At 63.0% G+C, this 19,405-nt stretch carries 6 protein-coding genes; all 6 read right to left on the bottom strand.

Annotated elements, in window-relative coordinates; translation table 11 throughout:
* Positions 1-21: 21 nt before the first annotated feature.
* The 6 genes from E5K00_RS14480 to E5K00_RS14455 all read right to left on the bottom strand — a co-directional run bounded on the left by E5K00_RS14480 (position 22) and on the right by E5K00_RS14455 (position 19,312).
* The gene (locus E5K00_RS14480) at positions 22-1,431 is read right to left on the bottom strand and encodes a nitroreductase family protein (RefSeq protein ID WP_135464037.1); all 1,410 of its coding nucleotides are present in this window, start codon (positions 1,429-1,431) and stop codon (positions 22-24) included.
* Between the two features lie 86 nt (positions 1,432-1,517).
* A complete protein-coding gene (locus tag E5K00_RS14475; protein ID WP_135464036.1) occupies positions 1,518-2,033 on the bottom strand; it encodes a UpxY family transcription antiterminator in 516 nt (171 codons plus the stop codon).
* Positions 2,034-2,579: 546 nt separating this feature from the next.
* Positions 2,580-5,099 (bottom strand): outer membrane beta-barrel family protein, encoded by a 2,520-nt coding sequence (locus E5K00_RS14470; protein ID WP_135464035.1) that lies wholly within the window; start codon positions 5,097-5,099, stop codon positions 2,580-2,582.
* A 225-nt stretch (positions 5,100-5,324) separates the two neighbouring features.
* Positions 5,325-11,342: a non-ribosomal peptide synthetase gene (locus E5K00_RS14465; protein ID WP_135464034.1), complete on the bottom strand. Its 6,018-nt coding sequence runs from the start codon at positions 11,340-11,342 to the stop codon at positions 5,325-5,327.
* 170 nt (positions 11,343-11,512) lie between these two features.
* Positions 11,513-15,910 (bottom strand): type I polyketide synthase, encoded by a 4,398-nt coding sequence (locus E5K00_RS14460; protein ID WP_135464033.1) that lies wholly within the window; start codon positions 15,908-15,910, stop codon positions 11,513-11,515.
* A 6-nt stretch (positions 15,911-15,916) separates the two neighbouring features.
* Positions 15,917-19,312 carry a non-ribosomal peptide synthetase gene (locus tag E5K00_RS14455; protein ID WP_135464032.1) on the bottom strand — a complete coding sequence of 1,132 codons (3,396 nt, stop codon included), beginning with the start codon at positions 19,310-19,312 and terminating at the stop codon, positions 15,917-15,919.
* Between the last annotated feature and the right edge of the window lie 93 nt (positions 19,313-19,405).

Genomic DNA, 19,405 nt, shown 5'->3' with positions numbered 1-19,405 from the left:
AGATGGGCGGGCGGATGTTTCTTACCGCACGGCCACTACCGTCGAATTATCATATTTGGCAATGGTATTGTCGGGCACACCGAAGGCCTGCACCACCATCGGCAGGTAGCCTTCCTGGCCCAGCACCGCCCCAAGTAGCTTCTCGGAGAAGCCCCCAATGGTGGTGGTGCCGACCTTGTTGAACAGGCCGGACTGGTAGAGGTTGGCGCAAACCAACCCGCCGAACAGCGCGCCCTTCACGTAGTCGATGTAGCCGGTCGAGTAGCCGTTGCGCTTGTTCACGTTCACGAGTACCACCACCACGAAGGCCGCGTGGCGCATGATGATCTGGTCTTGGCAGGCGGCCACAATCTGGGCGCTGAGCTCGGCCCGGCTGGCCGCCGCCACTTCCCGCACCACTCCCGCCATCAGGTATTCCACGCCGAGGGCCGTGCCTTCCACGTTCACCGGCAGGCAGGCCAGTTCGAAGTCGTCGGTGCCCAGCACGGTTTTGATCTTGTCGGCGTAGGCCCGCACCTCCTGCCGCACGGCCGTGTATTGGGCCAGCGGCACGGCCTGGTCGGCGAAGGTTTTCACCGACCGGCGGTTGAGCAGGTAGTGCAGCACGTCCTCGGGGTGCAGCTCCGGCCCGCCGTAGTCGAGCCGGGCGACGTAGGCCTGGTTGTCGGCGCAGGCTTTGGCGTAGAAGCTCTGGGCCCGCAGCAGGTTGGCGTTGTAGATGTTGGGGTAGGCAATGGACGAGGCCGGGGCGCTGCCTTCGGCAAACGCGGGCGTGCAGGCCGCCACCTCGAGCGGCACGGCGTCGAAGTCGTTGCTGAGGGCCAGGCTGAAGAGCAGGGTGTTGCTGGCCGGCGCGGGCAGGTAGCCCCGGGCCGACTTGCGGGGGAAGTGCAGCGCCAGATTCGCGTTTTTCTTCCAGGTGGCCGCCAGCAGCCAGGTGTTATACAGCACGAAGGAAGCGTCGAGGTAGAGGTAGCGGAAGGCCCGCACGCCGTACTTCTGGATGGTGCGCCCGAAGTCGGAGTACACCAGCATCACGCTCCGGTCGGAAGTGGGCTTCAGGTCGTCGAGCAGCTGGCGCAGGTTGGCCGGGGCCACCCGGAAAAAGCAGTGCTGCCGGAAGTTGTAGTACAGCAATTGCCACTGGCCCTCGAGGTGGTGCAGCAGCAGTAGCTCGGTGGGGTACAGGGCGCCGGCCGAGGGCGTGGTGCGCTTCAGCGGGTCCTTGTCGTCCTGGCGGTAGCCGTACACGGCCTCGAAAAGCCCCTGGTACTTGCGCAGCGCGGCCGTGAAGGGCACCGGCGCCGCCTGGCGCTCAAAGTCGAAGGAGTTGAGGGCGAAGTTGATGCGGTTGACGTGGGAATTGCGCGACTCGACATCCTGCCGGCACAGGGCCTTGAGCGTATAGTTATCTTTTTGCAGAACAGTCATATAGCAACGGGCAATAAGCGGTAGTTGATGAATCGTTCTTACCGATAGTAAATAGAATAGCCTGGGAGCTGGGCAGCGGCGGGCGGCTAGGGCACGCGGGTCAGGCTGCTGGCGGCCAGGTCCACGGAAATGGATTGGCGCAGGGCCTCAATCTGAATCACGAGCCGCTCGGCGCCGTTTTTCTTGACCACGTAGCCTTCCACGCCCTGCAGGTGGCCCGCGTCGATGCGCACTTTCTGGCCCATCTTGTAGTCGAACACCTCCTTCACGATTTCGCCCGGCTGGGTCACGATTTGCCGGATGGCGGCAATCTGCTGCTCGGGAATGGCGACGGGGCGACCCTCGAAGGAAATGAAGCGCACCAGCTCCCGAATCTCGAGCAGCTCGAAGCGCCGCTCGGAGGTGGTTTTCACGAAAATGTAGTTGGGAAACAGCGGCACTTCAATCTTGCGCTTCCGGTCACTCCACTGCCGCTCCACCGTTTGCAGGGGCAGAAACGACTCGGCTCCCATGGCCTGCAGCTTGCTGTAGGCCTGCTTCTCGGCTTTCGGGTAGGTGTACACCGCGTACCAGCCGTCTTTCGCCTTGGGTTGACTGTTCATAACGAGATAGTGAAAGTAGGATAACCAGGTGGCGGGCGGCGGGCGGATGGGGGGCAAAACCGGCGGCTTTGCCCCCCATCCCACTGGCGCGGCACTGGCTAATAATAAAACTGATAATAATGGCGTACTCTGCCGGCTACAGCTTCGCCACGTCAGTCACACCGGACTTCTTTTTGGGTGGCTCTACCCGGGCTTTATAGCATAATACCCGCAAGCGGCGCTAAAGAGAATAATTGCTCTTGCGGGTATTCCAAAAGTGCTCAATTGGGGGTGGTTCCTGAAAAAATTTACACCAACACCCGCATCCGCTATACCAACCCGGCTCCGGCGGGGGCCAGCCCGCCGGAGCCGCGCCGGCTCTGCCCCTGACCTTCCCGGTTCAAGCCCGAGTATATATTATTATTAACCAGACGTTTGCTTACCAGAAGCCTAGCATGCGGCACCAGGCGGCACCGCTAGCCCCAACGCAGTAGCCCTGCCCTCCTCTGCCCGGGGCGGGCAAAGCAGGACAGGGCTACGGACTGGCGGACTGCCCGTGGAACCAGGCTAGTTCGAGGTTTTGATGCGGCCCCGCTCCTCCTCCAAGCCGGTGCGGCGCGAGCGGGCGGCGGCTACTTTCGAGTTGCCGAAGCGGTAGGTGAACGTGAGGCGCGCCTGCCGGCTTTCCCGCTTGTTCAGCACCGATACGTCGATGTCGTTGAACTGGAAGTTGCCCCGGAAGTAGTTGGTCCAGAACACGTCCGACACGTTGAGCTTGAGCGTGGCCCGGTTGTTCAGCAGCTTTTTCTGCAACCCCACCGACACGGCGCCCATGGGCTGGCCAAACAGCTGGCTTTCCTGTAGGAAGCGGGAGCGGTAGTTGCCGCTCAGCTCGGCTGCAAAGCCCTTGGGCAACGAGAACTGGTGCACCGAGTTCACCGTCCAGGTCGTGACGGAGGTGCTCAGGTGCTGCATGTAGGTGTATTCGGCGCCCAGCTCATTGCGGCCCTGCCGGGGCACGTCGCCGGCGTAGCGGTTGTGGAAGGCGTTGAAGTACGTGTTGCTGGTCCACCACTTGGTCACGGGCACGGGCACCGACACCGAAATGCCGTAGTTTTCCTGCAGGCCGATGTTGAGCTCAGTCAGGTACGTGGTTTTGGTCAAGGCGTCCTGCTCCAGGAAGTCGGTGATGACGTCCTTGGTGCGGCTGTAGTTGATGGTGGTGGTGATGTTGTTGTTGTAAGTGTGCGACAGTTCGAAGGCGTTGGTGAACTGGGGCCGCAGGTACTCGTTGCCGCGGTTGTAGGTGTAGGGGTCCAGGAAGTAGAGGAAGGGGTTCAGATCCTCGTAGTTGGGCCGGTCGATGCGGCGGCTATAGGAGAAGACCAGCTGGTTTTTCTCGTTCAGAGGCTTGCTCACGAACACGCTCGGAAACAGGTTGGTGTAGTTGCGCTTGAGCAGGCGCGCGCCCTGCAAGGTGCCCTGGCCGTTGGTGTTTTCGGCCCGCAGGCCCAGCTGCACACTGACTTTATTCCACTCCTTGGCGTAGCTCACGTAGGCCGCCTGAATCCGCTCCCGGTACTCGAAGTCGCGGGTGCGCCGGGGGTCGAGCGTGGGCTGCTGGGCCTCGTTGTTGAGGAAGAAAAACTGCATGTCGTTCTGCGACGTTACCCAGCTCGCCTTCACCCCGGCTTCCAGCTTGGCCTTGTTGGGCAGCGGCCGGGTGTAGTCCAGCTTGCCCGAGCCGATGTAGATGTCGGAGCCGGTGTTGCCGTCCTCGTTCCGGATCTGGCGCAGGATGCTGCGCTCGTCGTACTTGTTGGTGCGGTACTGCTGCTCGCTGCTGTTGTTGAACAGGGCATAATCCAGGTCGGCCGTTATTTCCTGCCCCGTCGAGTCGAGCACGTGCTTGAAGTTGAGGTTCAGAGCGTTATTGAGCCACTTGTTATCCAGGTCGCCCTTGGTGTACACGGCCGTGTCGAGGCCGGCGGCGGGGTAGGCAATACGGGTATCACTGTTGTACTGCTGCCCGCCGTTGCTGGCCATGCCGTTGAAGAGCACGCCCACCACGGTTTTGTCGGTGAGGAAGAAGTCGGCGCCGGCCTTGTAGTTCACCAGGCGCGACTCCAGGGTTTTCTCCGAGAGCTGGTTGAAGTTGGTTTCCACCTGGTCGGCCTTGCCGAAGCGGCGGGTAATCTGCTGGGTCTGGGGGCTCTTGCCGTTGTCGGCCGAGAGGCTGCCGAACAGGTTCACTTTGCCTTCGCGGTAGTTCAGGTTCAGGCCCGCGTTTTCCTTCACGTAGTTCACGGCCTGGCCGTTGGCCCGGGTGAAGAAGCCCAGGCGGGTGCCCGCGTTCCAGGAGCCGTTCAGGCCCATGTTCTGGTTTTTCTTGGTTTTGATGTTGATGATGCCCGCGTTGCCGGCCGCGTCGTACTTGGCCGGCGGGTTGGTCATAATCTCAATCTTCTCGACCTGGCTGGCCTGCATGTTCTTCAGCATCACCGCCAGGTCCGACGACGAGACGTAGGTGGGCTTGTCGTTGATCATGACCAGCACGTTGGCCTTGCCCTTGAGCGAAATGGCCCCGTCCTTGTCCACGTACACGCCCGGCGACTTTTCCAGCACTTCCAGGGCCGTGTTGCCGGCCGACACGATGGAGTTTTCCACGTTCACCACAATCCGGTCGATCTGCTGCTCAATCAGGGGCTTGGTGGCCGTTACTTTCACTTCGGCCAGCTGGTGGGCCGCGTCGGCCAGGCGCAGGTCGCCCAGGCGCACTTCGGCCTGCCCTTCGGCCACCGTGAATACCGGCGTAAACAGGCGCTTATAAGCCAGGCTCGACACGCTGATGAGGTAGGCGCCGGCGGGCACCTGCTCGATTTCGAAGTTGCCGTTCACGTCGCCCAGCGCGCCTTTCACCAGCGTCGAGTCGGCGGCCTTGAGCAGCGACACGCTGCTGAATTCCACCACCTTGCTTTGCGCGTCGGTGGTGCGGCCCGTCACTTTGCTGATGGCCTGGGCATACGCCCCGGTGCTCAGCAAGGGAAAGAGCAGAAGAAATAGTATCTGTTTGCTAGCTGCTTTCATTGTCTTGAATCTTTAAAATAGCTATTTCTCAGGCCAAAGCGGGTGCCCTGGGCAACGCAGCTTCGGCTTGAGGGGCAAGGTATTAGGTGGATAGGGGGATATAAAAAACGTTACACCAACCCGGTGATTCGGGTGATGAACAACCCAATGCCCGGTAAGCAGCCCGTAGCGCCGGCCCCACTCGGGGGCGTTTCGGTGCTGCGGGCTGCCTGCCGGGCCGGGGCGTTAGGCCAGCTCGTAGAGGCCGCCGGCCAGGGTGGTGAGCGTGGCGTGGGGCTGCTCGCGCAGGAGCTGCACCAGCTGCAACAGCTGCTTCAGCTGCCCGCCCTCGGTCGAGCCGCCCACGGCGGCCGTCCGGTACTTCAGGCCCAGCTTAATGGCGTTCTGGTAGCGCACCACCGTCAGGCGGCTGTCGTTCTTGATTTCGCCGTGGCTGCTGTGCTGGGTTACGATGCGGCCCAGCTCCTCGCCGGCTTTCAGCTCCAGCACTTTGCCCGCCTTATCCTGGTAGTTGATGGCGCCCACGGCGGCATCGTCGAGGCGGTAGCCGTAGCGCTGCTCGGTTTCCTGGCTGATGCGGTTCAGGGGAATGTCCTGGTGCAGCCGCCCGCCCATGAAGGCTTCGGTCACCCGCGTAAACAGCTCGGCCAGCGTCATGTCGTCGTGCATGGTCACGCTCACGGGGAAGCCGTCCATCAGCGCCCCCACCAGCCGGTCGATGTCGACGCCCGGCACGCTCCGGTCGCGCCCCGACGACACCATGTTGATAATGGAAGCCGCTGAGCGGGTTTGGTGGTAGAACGACAGGTGGTAGGCCGTCAGCAGGAAGGTGCTCAGGAAGCCGTTGTGCGCTTTGCAGAAGGCCTGAATCTGCTGTAGCTCGGTTTCCGAGATAAAGCCGGCCTCTTCCATGAAACCCACTTTGGCCTCGGCGGCGGCAAGCGCGGGCACGTGCTGAGGCAGGTGCTGGCGCCAGTAGGCCAGCTGCTGCCGGGCCGGCTCGGAAGCCAGGAAATTCTGCTGCCAGCGCGCGTAATCCAGGTACGAGGGGAACTGGGCCAACTGCTCGGCGGCCGCGCCCCGGCTTTCGTACAGCTTGCCCAGGCTGCTCAGAATCACGTCGTTGGAGTAGGCATCGGTGATGACGTGGTGAATGCACAGGTAGACCATGGCCCGGCCCTTGCCGTGAATCACGGCGCAGCGCAGCAGCTGGTTAGCAGTGGTGGCAAAAGGCACCTGGAAGGCTTCTCCCACGGCCTGCTGGGCCGGCCCGATTTCCTCGGCCGACTGAATTTCGTGGTAGTCGATGACGGGCGTCAGGGCAGCCAGGGGCAGTACGCGCTGGCCCAGGCTACCATCTTCAGTGGGCACTATGTTGATGCGCAGCACGTCGAAGCTGGCCAGCAGCTGCCGGTACGCCGCCTCGAAGGCCGCCGGGTCGAAGTCGTTCAGCACCAGGGGGCCGACGCTGCCGGTGCTGGTCAGCAGCTCGCCCTGCTGCTTGGCCGAGAGGAACAGCTGCTGGTGGAAGGTTAGCGGGAACACCGGGCTGGCTTCGGTAGCCGTCAGTGCGGCGGGCACCTCGGCTTTGGCCGGGGCATGCTTCTGGCTGGCCGTCAGCTTGTCGATCAGGCGCAGCAGCTCCCGCTTGAACACCTGCACCAGGTGGGCAATGGTGGCTTCCTCGTACTGAAATTTGCTGTAGGTGATGGACAGCTTCACTTCCTTGTTCACGACGATACCCGAGAGGTCAATCAGGGAAATGCGCTGAAAGTCGGGGCTCATGGCCGTGCCTTTCCGCTCGCCCGAAAACTCGAACACACGGTTGCCCGAGGCCGTTTCGGCCCCCGAGCCGAAGTCGCCGAAGTAGTTGTATTTCACCTGGGGCGTGCAGTTGGACGCCGCTTTCTGGTACAGCTCCCCATCGCTGACGTAGCGGAGCAGGCCGAAGCCCACGCCGTTGTTGGGCACCTCGGCGAAGGCGCGCTTGGTGGCCAGAATCTGCTCCAGCTCGTCGCGCTGCTCTTGCAGGCGCAGGCACACGGGGTACATGGTCGTAAACCACCCCACGGTGCGCGCCACGTCCAGCTCGGCCGGGTTCTGAATGCGGGCGTTGCCTTCCATGGAAAGCAGCAGCTTGTTGGTTCCGAACACCTCTTCAAACGAGTAGGCCAAAGCCGTCAGCAGCACGTCGTCGACGGCAACCAGGGCGCGGCGGGCACCCTGGTACAGGGCCTCGGTTTGCGGCTGACCCAGCTGGAAGCTCAGGCTGGCCGTGTCTTTCAGGCGGTTGCTGCCCTCGGGGTGGTCGATGGGCAGGGGCGGAAACTCTTCCTCCAGCAGGGCGTTCCAGTGCGCCATTTCCTGCTTCACCAGCTCACTCTGGGCATATTGCCGCTCCCACTCGGCGAAATACTTGTAGGAGTCGGTTTTGGCCGGCAGCGCAAATTCCTCGCCCTGCTGGTACTGCAGATACAGGGCCGAGAGGTCTTCGAACAGGATGCGGTACGACAGCCCATCGACGACCAGGTGGTGAATGGCGATGAGCAGCCGGTCGCCGTCGGGCAGGCGGAACAGACCTACTTTCACCAGGGGGCCATCGGCTAGGTTCATGCCCATCTGGAGCCGCTCGCCTTCCTCGGCCATCTGGTCCCAGGGGCTGGGCGCCTCGCGCAGGTCGAACTCCTCGAAGGTGAAGCCCTCGCAGAGCACTTTGGTTTCCTGAATCCAGCGGCCATCCGGCTCCTGCCGGAAGGTCGTGCGCAGGGCATCGTGGTGCACCACCAGGCGTTCGAGGCACTTTTGGAGGCCTTCCTTGTCCATGCGCTCCTTGCTGAAGAGCAGGGCAGCCTGGTTGAAGTGCTCCTTGTGGTCGTCGCCTTTTTCCAGAAACCACGTCTGAATGGCCGTCAGGGGCACTTCGCCCTGCACCAGGCCCTGGTCGGTGAGGCGGGATACGGGGCGCAGGTGGGGCGCCAGGTCTTCCAGCACCTGATGGGTCAGAATGTCGGTGACGCTCAGGTCGTAGCCGTCGGCCTTCAGGCGCGAGAGCAGCCGGATGGACTTGATGGAGTTGCCGCCGGCATCAAAGAAGTTTTCCTTCACGCTGGCGTTTTCCTTGAGCAGCACGGCTTCCCAGGCCCGGGCCAGCACCCGCTCCAGCTCGGTGCGCGGGGCCACGTACTCTACCTCGCTGGGCAGGCTGGCGCCCCCGACGGCCGGCAGGGCCTTCTTGTCGACTTTGCCGCTGGTGTTGAGCGGCAATGCTTCGAGCTGCACGAAATAGCTGGGCACCATGTACACGGGCAGCTTTTCCTTCAGGAAGCTGCGCAGGCTGGCCGCCGTCTGGGGCTCGGAGCTGACCACGTAAGCCACAATGTCTTTTTCGCCGTCCTCGTTTTCCGTAACGGTGGTGGTAGCGGCGCTGATGGCGGGGTTCTTGAGCAGCGCGGCCTCGATTTCGCCCAGCTCGATGCGGTAGCCCCGCACCTTCACCTGGTAATCTTTGCGGCCGATAAACTCGATGGTGCCGTCGGGCAGCCACTTGCCCAGGTCGCCGGTGCGGTAGATGCGCTCCTCGGCCACGAAGGGGTTGGCAATGAACTTCTCGGCCGTCAGCTCGGGCCGGTTCAGGTAGCCGCGCGCAATGCCGCTGCCCCCGATGCAGATTTCACCGGGAATACCGATGGGCGTGAGGGCCAGGCTGTCGTCCAGAATGTAGATTTTCTCGCCCATCAGCGGCCCGCCGATGGTGAGCTGCTCGGAGTGGTCGAGGGTGAGGCTGGTGCTCCAGATGGTGGTTTCGGTGGGACCATACACGTTGATGGCCTGCACCGCCGAGTGCCGGAGCTTGTCGTAGAGCTTCTGGGTGAGCGGCTCGGCCCCTACCAGCAGCACCTTGATGTTGGCGGGCACCTGATCCTGCACAGCCAGCAGCTGGCGCAGGCGCGAGGGTGTGAGCTGCAGCCCATCGGCTTCGGAGGCGGCCAGCGCTTCGTAGAGCACGGCCGGGTCGGCCAGCGTCGCGTCGTCGAACAACACCAGGCGCTTACCGCTGCACAGCGTGCCCAGGATTTCCAGCACCGAGATGTCGAAGGTAAATTCGGTGGTGGCGGCCAGGGCCTGCACGTCGCGCAGGCCCAGGGCCAGCGGAATGTTCTCGAAGAACGACACCACGCTGCGGTGCTCAATCATCACGCCCTTGGGGTTGCCGGTCGAGCCGGAGGTGTAGATGACGTACGCCAAATCGGTGGGCTGCGCGGCGCTGTCGGCCCGATTGCGGGCATCGTAGGTAGCCTGCACCCGGAAGAACTCCGCCAGCACGGTATCATCCACGATGAGGGCACACTGGCTGTCGGCCACGATGTAGTCGACCCGCTCCTGGGGCATAGATGGGCTGATGGGCACGTAGGCGCCGCCGGCCTTGAGTACCCCCAGAATGGCAACTACCAGCCACTCCGAGCGGTGCAATTGCAGGCCCACCAGCTTGTTGGGCTCGATGTGGTGCTGCTGGTGCAGGAAGTGGGCAAACTGGTTGGCCAGGGCGTCAAGCTCCTGGTAGCTGAAGCGCTTGAGGCCGTAGACCAGGGCCGGGGCGGCCGGGGTGTTGCGCGCCTGGGCCTCGAACAGGTCGACCAGGGTTTTGCCGGTATTGCGGTGCACGCCCGTGTCGGTGAATACGCCCAGCAGCTGCTGGGTTTCGCCGGCGCTGAGGTAGGGCACGGCCGTCAGGGGCACCTGGGGGTTGAGCAGCACGGCCTGGGCGTAGTGCGCCACGTGCTGGCCCAGGCGCTCCACGAAGGCCTTGGTGTAGATGTCGGTGTTGTACTGAATGCCCAAAGTGAGGCCGTCAGCGGTTTCCTTGAACGAGAGACGCAGGTCGAACTGGGCAATGGTGATGGGCACGGCCACGCCTTCCTTGGCCGGCGCCGCGGGGCCCGACGGCTTGGCTCCTCCTTTCAGGTCGTTGTTGTGCAGAATCACCATCACGTCGAACAGCGGCGAGCGGCCGGGGTCGCTCTTCAGGTTCAGCTCCTGGGTCAGGTGGTCGAAGGAGTAGAACTGGTGGGCGAAAGCGCCCAGAATCGTGTCCTTCACTTGCTGAAACAGAGCCAGAAACGACGCCTGCCCGCTGAACTGGGTGCGCAGGGCCAGCGTGTTGATGTACAGGCCAATCTGGCTTTCCAGGTCGATATGGTCGCGGCCGGCGGTGGGCGTACCCAGCACGATGTCTTCCTGCCCCGAGAAGCGGTAGAACAAGCCTTTCACTACGGCCACCAGCGCCATATAAAGCGTGCCGCCCTGGTCCTGACTGAACTGCTTGAGGCCGTTGAGCAGCTGGGCATCAAACTGAAACCGCAGCTCGGCCCCGCCGTAGGTTTTCACCGGGGGGCGCATTTTGGGCGTGGGCAGCTCCAGCACCGGCAGCGGCCCCGCGAACTTATCAAGCCAGTACTGCCGGTGGTCGGCCTGCTCCTCGGCCAGCAGCTTGCGCTGCCACCCCGAAAAATCCTTGTACTGAATGCGCAGGGGCTTCAGGGTAGTGGGGCGGCCCTGCAGCTGGGCCTGGTAGAGCGCCAGCAGCTCGGCCCGGAACACCTTCAACGACCATCCGTCGCAGATGATGTGGTGCAGGTTGTAGAACAGGACCGTGTGGTGGTCTTCCAGCTGGAGCAGCGCCACGCGCAGCAGCGGCCCGGCGCTCAAATCGAACGGGGCCAATGAATCCTGGCGCACGTACTGGTTGGCTTTGTGCACCTTGTCGGCATCTTCGCGCAGGTCCAGGTACTGAAAATAAGACGGCAGCGCGGCGGCGGGCAGCACGTGCTGGTGCACTTCCTGGGTTAGGGCATCTTCGCGGAAAGCGGTGCGCAGTATCTCGTGGCGCTCCACGAGCTGGTGCAGGGCCTGGGTGAAGCACTCCACATCAATTTCCAGGTCCAGATCCAGCAGGGAGGGCACGTTGTAGGCCACCGAGGCGCTGGGCAGCTGGCTCACCACCCACAGCCGGTACTGGCCGGGCGTGGCCGGGTAGGAAGCCTGGGGCTCGACCACGGGAATGGAGTCGAAGTCGCGCTGCTTGCCGGCCCCGCGCAGAAACTCGACCAGCTGGGCCTTGTGGTCGCGCAGCTCCTGGAGCAGCGCGGGGTCGGGGGGGCCGTCGGCGAAATTCACCTGCAGATTATCCTCCACCAGCATCAGCGTTACCTTATTCTTGCGTAGTCTTTCGATGAGATTATTCATGCACGTAGTAGGATTGCCCTGTATGAGTTAGGATTGCGTATAGCGTAATAGAATTCTGATACTGGCCGGCGCGGCAGCTAAGCGTGGCCCGCCAGCCGGGGTACGGCCACGGCCGGCCCCGTTCCGGCCCGGGGCGCGGAACAGAGGCCGGCTGTCCCGGGCCGCCCCGATTAAATAATAAAGCTGGTGCCGCCTTTTTGCACTTCCACCACCTGCTTCTTGGCCCAGTGCAGGTTATCGATGCGCCGGGAAAGCTCCTTGATGGTAGCGTCGCGGAAAAACTCCTCGAGCGTAATTTCGACCGAGAAGGCCTGATGCATCTTGTTGAGCATAATCATCGTCTTGAGCGAGTCGCCGCCCAAGGCGAAGAAGAAGTCGTCGATGCCGATGTTGGTAAAGCCGAAAAAGTCTTCCCAGATGGCCAGCATCTCCTTTTCCGTGTCCGACTCGGCCGGCGTCAGCGGCGTGTTCAGCAACGACCGGTCGAAGGTGCTGGAATAGCTCTCGACGCGGGGCTCCTCGCTCTGGTAGAGGTCTTCGGGCTCGTCGGCCGAGAACGTAGGCGCGGCCGCGGCGGTGGGCGAGGTGTAGGTTACTTCGCTGACCTGGGTAAGGCCCACCGTGTTTTCAAACACCATCACCAGCCCTTGCTTGAGCAGCGCCAGGTTTTCGGCCTCCATGATTTTTTCCAGCGACTGGCGGCTGAAGTTCACGGCCACCCACTTGCCGGCGGCGCAGGCGTCGAGTTGGGGCTCCAGGCTGTCCATCAGGGCCGAGCCGCAGGAAGCTACCCAGCCAAAATCGAGGGCTTCGTCGTTGAACAGGGCCATGTGGGCCAGCAGCGAGTTGCCTTTGGCCGAGAGCTGGGCGCGCAGGTTGCGGCCGGCCGCCGCCTGGTGCAGGCCCGGCTCATTGAAGAGCTCATCGACGTAGATAACCCCGTTGATGGGACCATACTGCTCCTGCACGCGCTGGGCCTGGGCGGCCAGGTCGGCCGGGTTGCTGGCGTTCAGCTCGTGGAAGTACAGGCGGCCTTCGAGCAGCAGCTTTTCCAGGCTGGCTACCACGTGGGGGGCCATGCCGGCTTTGTTGGCCGGCTCGAAGCGCGGCAGAATCACGCGGGCGTCGAACTCGCGCACCAGGTACTCGGCCAGCACGATGCTGATGGAGTTCAGGGCGCCGGCCAGCACGTAGGTGCCCTGGGGCTTGAGCAGGTTGCGGGGTACGGCACCCAGCGTCAGCTCGTCCTGGCTCAGCACCCAGCGCTTGCCCTGGCGGTAAGCCACCTGCGCGTCGGTGGCCGTGGCCGCTAGCTCCTGGGCAATCTTCTGGGCCGTGGCTACTTCGGCCGCTTCGTTGTTCGCGTCCACGGCGATGGAGCGGATAAAGACCTGCGGAAACTCGGCGGCAATGGCCTGCACCACGTCGGCGGCGCTAGCCGTGAAGGCGGAAGCTGCCGCGCCGCGCTCCTGGCTTACCACCGTAATCTGCACCTTGCGCAGATTCAGCGGGCTATTGACCAGGTTGTTCACCAGGTTCAGCACGAACGTCGCGTCGGCCTGCCCGTCGATGAAGCTCCAGTTGTAGACGATTTTGAGCGTGTCGGCCTTGCTGCTCAGAATGCGCTGGTAGATGCGCTCCTCGTGCTCATTAACGGTAGGGTTAATGGTTATCGTGTTGCGGTTCGTGACGGTGTACTGCTCGCCGGGGCGAACGTCGAGCACCTCGTTGCCGGCGGCCAGCAGGTTGCTTTCCAGGTGCTGAAACAGGTTGTCGCCCTGCGAGAACAGCAGGTAGGTTGCGGGGCCGGCAGCCGCGGCTTCGGCCAGGTACTTGGCGCGCCAGAAGGGATACTGGAACCGGCCGCGCTTGTCGGCGGTATTGGCGCTGGGGCGGTTGTAGAGCTCGTCGGAGTTGATGCGGACGGTAAAGCGCTTTTTCTCGAACTGGTAAGTGGGCAACGACACGATGCGGGCTTTCTGCTGCGGATGCTCGTTTTGCCAGGCTACCGTCACGCCATTCACCCACAGCACGGCCAGGGCGTCCTTCAGGAACTGCTCGTCGTTTACCGGCAGGTTGGGCTTGCGCAGGGTCGAGACGGCCGTAATGGCTTGCTCGCGGGCTTCGGCCTGGCTCAGGATGAAGTCGGTGAGCACGCGGCGGGGCCCGACCTCCACAAACAGCACGTCGGCCTGGGCCAGCAGGGTTTCGGCGCCCTGCGCAAACCGCACGGTCTGCCGCAGGTGGTTTACCCAGTAGCTCGACTGCGTTACCTCCTCCGCCGTGGCAAAGCCGCCGTGCAGGTTCGACACGAACGGAATCTGGGGTGCCTGCAGCGCTACGGCATCCACTACTTTTTTGAAGTCGGCCAAGATGGGGTCCATCAGGCTGGAGTGGAAACCCACTTCCGTATTCAGCCGCACGGAGTTGATGTTCATGCTGTGCAGCACCAGGCGCAGTTGCTCAATAGCCTCGACCGGGCCCGCCACCACGCACTGATCCGGGGAGTTGACGGCGGCCAGGCAGATGTCTTCGTTGTTGACGAACGGCAGCACCTGCTCTTCCTTGGCATAAATGCTCAGCATCGCGCCGGTCGGCATGCTGGCAATCAGCTGGGCCCGCTTCAGCACCAGCCGCAGGCCATCCTTGTAGCCGAACACGCCCGACACGCAGGCGGCGGCGTATTCGCCCAGGCTGTGGCCGATGAGGTAGCTGGGCTTCAGGCCCCATTCCAGCAGCAAAGACGCCAAGGCGTGCTCCAGCACGAAAATCAGCGGCATGGCCACCGTCGTGGCGTTGATGCGGTTCAGCGCGGCTTCGGGCGCATCGTCGGGGGCAAACAGGGCGCTGCGGTAATCTTCGCCGGTCAGCTCCAGCAGGTAGTTCAGGCCCTCATCCACGCGGGCCCGGAAGCTGGGGTACTGGTTGTAAAGGTCCAGGCCCATGTTGCGGTACTGCACGCCGGTGCCGGGGAAAGCGAATACCAGCTTGGGGTCAATCGTCTGCACGTTGCCTTTGCAGATGCCGGTTTTGGCCGTCAGCTTGTCGCGCAGCTCCAGCAGGCTCTGGGCATTCACGGTGGCGCGGTACTTAAAGGCTTTGCGGCGGCTCTGCAGGGTGTAGGCCACGTCGGCCACGGCCTCGGAGGGCTTGTCCTGCAAGTGGGCCCGGAACGCGTCGAGGTACTTGTCGAGCGACCAGGCCGTTTTGGCGCTGAACGTGAACAGGTGGTGCTTGGCCAGGGCCACCGTCGGGGCCGGGGCCACGGGCGCTTCCTCCAGCACCACGTGGGCGTTGGTGCCCCCGATGCCGAACGAGCTGACGCCGGCCCGCACCACGGGTTCGTTCCAGGGCCGCAGCTGCTGGTTCACGAAGAAGGGCGAGTTCTCGAAGTCGATTTCCGGGTTGTGCTGCTTGAAGTTGAGCGAAGCCGGAATCTGGCGGTTCTTGATGGCCAGCACCGTTTTCATGAAGCCCGCAATGCCGGCGGCCGAGTCGAGGTGGCCGAAGTTGGTTTTCAGCGAGCCAATGGCGCAGTACTGCTTTTTGGGGTTGTCGAAGGCCCGGGTCAGGGCCTCAATTTCGATGGGGTCGCCGAGCTTGGTGCCGGTGCCGTGGGCCTCGATGTAGGTGAGGGTGCCGGGGTCGACCTTGGCCAGCTTGTGGGCCGTTTTGATGCACTCGACCTGGCCCTGCACCGAGGGAGCCGTGTAGCCCACCTTGCGGTTGCCGTCGTTGTTGATGGCGCTGCCCTTGATGATGGCGTAGATGTTGTCGCCGTCGGCCAGGGCATCCTTCAGCTTCTTGAGCAGCACCACGCCCGCGCCTTCGCCCCCGATGGTGCCGTTGGCATTGGCATCGAAGGCTTTGCAGTGGCCATCGGGCGAGTAGATCATGCCGCTCTGGTACACGTAGCCGGGCGCGGCGCTGGTCTTGATTTTGACGCCGCCGGCCACGGCCATTTTGCTTTCGCCGGTGAGCAGGCTACGGCAGGCCTGGTGCACCGCAATCAGGGAACTGGAGCAGGCGCTGAACAGAAACAGCGCCGGCCCCTTCAGGTTAAACTTGTAGGAAACCAGCGTGGGCAGGAAGTTCACGTTGTTGAGCAGGCTGGCGCTGAAGCCGTCGACGAGCTTTTCGCGCTCATTCAGGAAGCGCGTATACACTCGCCAGTTGGTGCTGTCGGCCCCCGATACGTGCAACGACACGGTGTCGGCCAGGTCGTTGGGCACGTAGCCGGCGTCTTCGAAGGCTTCCCACAGGCACTCGTGAAACACGCGCGTCTGGGGGTCCATAATCATGGCCTCGCCGGGGCGGTAGTCGAAAAAGTTAGCGTCGAAGCAGTCCTTGTCGTCCACGTTCACCGCGGCCTTCACGTAGTTCGGGTTGCTGATTTTCTCGGGGCTCATGCCCAGCTGCGCCAGCTCCTCATCGGAGTAGAAGCGCACCGACTCTTTGCCGCCCTGCAGGTTTTGCCAGAATTTTTCGGGGGTGTTGGCGTCGGGCATGCGGCACGCCATGCCGATAACGGCGACTTCCAGACCGGTGTAATTGCTCTTGGTTTCCATAATGATTTAGCTATTGAATAAGGCAAGCGACTCGTCTAATGATTGTACCGATTCCTCGATTTGCTCGGCCAGGCCGGCATCGGTATCGGGCATGGTATCCTGGCTGATAAAGGCGGCCTGGTCTTTAATGGTCACCACGTTGAAAAGCGTGGCAATCTTGTAATTCTTGGCAAAAGCCGCGTTGATGAGCTGGTTGAGCTTGATAATCTTGATGGAGTTGCCGCCCAGGTCGAAGAAGTTGGCCGAGGTGCTGATCTGGTCTTTGCCCAGCAGCTCCTTCCAGATGTGCACCAGCGTTTCCTCGATTTCGTTGGCCGGGGCCACGTACTCGGTTTTGCCGGCGGCGTGCTCGGCCGTGGGCGCGGGCAGGGTCAGCTTGTTGATTTTGCCGTTGCTGGTCAGCGGCAGCCGCTCCAGCTGCACGAAGTAGGCGGGCACCATGTAGGCGGGCAGGCGCTGGGCCAGGTGGGCTTTCAGCTGCGGCCCGGGCGCGGCCTGCTCACTGACGAAGTAGGCCACCAGCTCCTTGGTATGGTCGGCCATGTCGCGGGCCAACACCACGGCTTCGCGCACGTCGGGGCTGGCGAGCAGGGCGTTTTCGATTTCGCGCAGCTCCACGCGGTGCCCCCTGATTTTCACCTGGTCGTCTTTGCGGCCGGCAAATACCAGCGTGCCTTCGGGCGTCCAGCGGGCCAGGTCGCCGGTGTCGTAGAGGAGGGCGCCGGGCTCGAAGGGGCTGGCAATGAACCGCTCGGCCGTCAGGTCGGGGCGGTTCAGGTAGCCGCGCGAGAGGCCCGGCCCGCCGATGTAGAGCTGGCCCACCAGGCCCTCGGGCAGCAGGTTGCCGCGCTGGTCGAGCACGTAGAGCTGCATGTTGCTCAGGGGCTTGCCAATCGGAATCTTGGCCGCGCCGTCGTAGGTGCCTTTCTTGATGATGTGCGTGGTAGCCACCACCGAGGCTTCCGTGGGCCCGTAGGCGTTGATGTAGTCGCCCTGCTGGTTGAAGGCCTGAATCAGCTTGCGGTTGGTTTCCTCGCCGCCCGTCACGAGCTGCCGGAGGTGGTGCAGCTGGTCGATGTCGAGCAGTTGCAGGTACACCGGCGGCATGGCCGCAATGTCGATGCGGTGGTCGTTGAGGTACTGGGTGTAGGCGGCGGCATCTTTCTTCAGCGCGTCGCTGGCAATGTGCAGCTCGCCGCCGGCCAGCAGAATGGTGAACATCTCCCACACCGACACGTCGAACGACGACGACATGAATTGCATGCCCCGGATGCCGGGCTGCATTTCCAGCGAGTCAATTTCGCTGAGCACGGTATTGACGATGGCGCGGTGCTCAATCATCACGCCCTTGGGCTCCCCGGTCGAGCCGGAGGTGTAGATGACGTAGGCCAGATCCTGGCTGGTAGCCACGGGCGCCGGGGCCAGGGTCGAGTAGTTGTTTTGCTGTTCCCGGAAATCGGCCAGCTCGGTGTCGTTCAGCAGCACGGTCAGCTCGCTGTTGCGCTGCATGTAGCTGATGCGCTCCTCGGGGTAGGCCAGGTCAATCGGCACGAAGGCGCCGCCGGCTTTCAGCGTGGCCAGCACGGCCACCACGTACCACTCATTGCGCTCCAGCTTGATGCCCACCCGGTCGTTGGGCTTGAGCTGGTACTGGTCGATGAGGTAGCCGGCCAGCTGGTTCGACAGCTCGTCGAGCTGCTGGTAGGTCAGGGCGCGGTCTTCGTAGACTACCGCACGCTCAGGCAGCAGAGTAGCAGCTCGCTGCGCAAATAGCTGGTGCAGCGTTGCTTGTTCAGGAGTAGGTAGATGGTTGGCATTGTAGCGAATGGTTTGGCGGTGAATTTCTTCCTGGCTCAGGTATTCGAAGGCATGCAAGGGCAGCTCGGGGGCCCGCACGATGTGGGCCAGCAGCTGGGCAAAATGGTCGAAGAAGCGCTGGATGTAGGCCGGCGAAAACAGGTCGGTGTTGTACTGAATGGATACGTCGATGCCTTGGGCGCCCTCGGTGAAGGCCAGGGTCATGTCGTACTTGCTCACCAGGCGGCCGCCCAGCTTCCAGGTGGCAATCCGCAGGTCGGAAACCGTCTGGCCGGCTTCCTCTTTGGCGTCGAAGTTCAGGTCTGTGTTCTGCATCACCACCATCACGTCGAACAAGGGCGAGCGGCTGATGTCGCGCTTCACGCCCAGGTCGTCTACCAGCTGGTCGAAGGGGTAGAGCTGGTGCTTGTAGGCGCCCAGCAGGTTGGTTTTCACCTGCTCGTAGAGCTGGGCGAAGCTGCCGGCCCCGCTGAACTGGGTGCGCAGGGCCAGGGTGTTGATGTAAAAGCCAATCTGGTTTTCCAGGTCGGCATGCTCACGGCCGGCAATGGGGCTGCCCAGCACGATGTCTTCCTGGCCGGTGTAGCGGTAAAACAGCGTGTTCAGGGCGGCCATGATGCCCATGAAGGCCGTGCCGCCGTAGGTTTCGTTCAGCTTTTTCAGGCCGGCCTGCACCTGGGGGCTCAGCCGGAACTGCACCATCTCGCCGTTGTAGGTTTTCACGGCGGGACGGGCCTTTTCGTGCTGCAATTCCAGCACCGGCAGTTCGCCCTGCATTTGCTCGAGCCAGTAGGCGCGGTGATTTTGCAGGCCCTGCCCGGCCAGCTCGGTACGTTGCCAGGCGGCAAAGTCCTTGTACTGAATGCGCAGGGGCTCGGCGGCCGGCGCCGGACCCTGCCGGAACTGCTGGTAGAAGCGCAGCAGCTCATTGGTCAGCACCTTCATCGACCACCCGTCGCTGATGATGTGGTGCATGTTGAAGAAGAACACCAGCTCATCGGGGCCCAGGCGCAGCAGCGCGGCCCGGAACAGCGGCCCCGCGCTCAGGTCGAAGGGCCGGATGGCTTCGGCTTCGACGTAGGCCCGGGCCGTGGCTTCGGCGTTGGCGTCGTTGCTCAGGTCGGTGTAGGTCAGGGCAAAGCCGCTGGCTTCGGGGGCCAGCACAAACTGGCGCACGTCGTCGAGCTGCTCGTCCTTGCGGAACACGGTGCGCAGAATCTCGTGGCGGGCCACTACCGCGTGCAGGGCTTTTTCGAAGCTGGCCACGTCCAGCGGGCCGGTCAGACGCTTGGCGGCGGGCATGTTGTAGGCCACCAGCGCATCTTCCAGCTGGCTCAGCACCCAGAGGCGGTATTGGGAGGGCGACAACGCGTAGCTGGCCTGGGCGCCCACCGGGGCAATGGCGTTGAAGCCGGCCTGGCTGTCCTGCTCCGCTAAGTACGCCATCAGCTCAGCCTTGCGCGCCTTCAGCTCCTGCAAAAGCTCCGGAGTAAGCGCGCCTTTGGGGGCGGTCAGCTTCAGTTCGCCCTCTACTACTTTTATAAGAACACCGGCGTTTCGTAACGTCTTCAGAAATTGTTTCATCGTGTTAACAGGCTTAGGATATAGCACTTGCGCAGCAGTAAGCTCCCCCGGGCTGGTCCGTTCGAAGCCTGGGGCAGCCCGCGCCGGGTGGCG

This window comes from Hymenobacter aquaticus (assembly GCF_004765605.1).
In the GTDB taxonomy this organism is placed as follows: Bacteria; Bacteroidota; Bacteroidia; order Cytophagales; family Hymenobacteraceae; genus Hymenobacter; species Hymenobacter aquaticus.
Note: the sequence above shows the minus strand (reverse complement) of the source record. Positions and strands in the feature narration are given on the sequence as shown.

Excerpts from the sequence above, each read along its gene's own strand:
- E5K00_RS14480 (WP_135464037.1), bottom strand. The coding sequence starts at position 1,431 with ATGACTGTTCTGCAAAAAGATAACTATACGCTCAAGGCCCTGTGCCGG.
- E5K00_RS14475 (WP_135464036.1), bottom strand. The coding sequence starts at position 2,033 with ATGAACAGTCAACCCAAGGCGAAAGACGGCTGGTACGCGGTGTACACC.
- E5K00_RS14470 (WP_135464035.1), bottom strand. The coding sequence starts at position 5,099 with ATGAAAGCAGCTAGCAAACAGATACTATTTCTTCTGCTCTTTCCCTTG.
- E5K00_RS14465 (WP_135464034.1), bottom strand. The coding sequence starts at position 11,342 with ATGAATAATCTCATCGAAAGACTACGCAAGAATAAGGTAACGCTGATG.
- E5K00_RS14460 (WP_135464033.1), bottom strand. The coding sequence starts at position 15,910 with ATGGAAACCAAGAGCAATTACACCGGTCTGGAAGTCGCCGTTATCGGC.
- E5K00_RS14455 (WP_135464032.1), bottom strand. The coding sequence starts at position 19,312 with ATGAAACAATTTCTGAAGACGTTACGAAACGCCGGTGTTCTTATAAAA.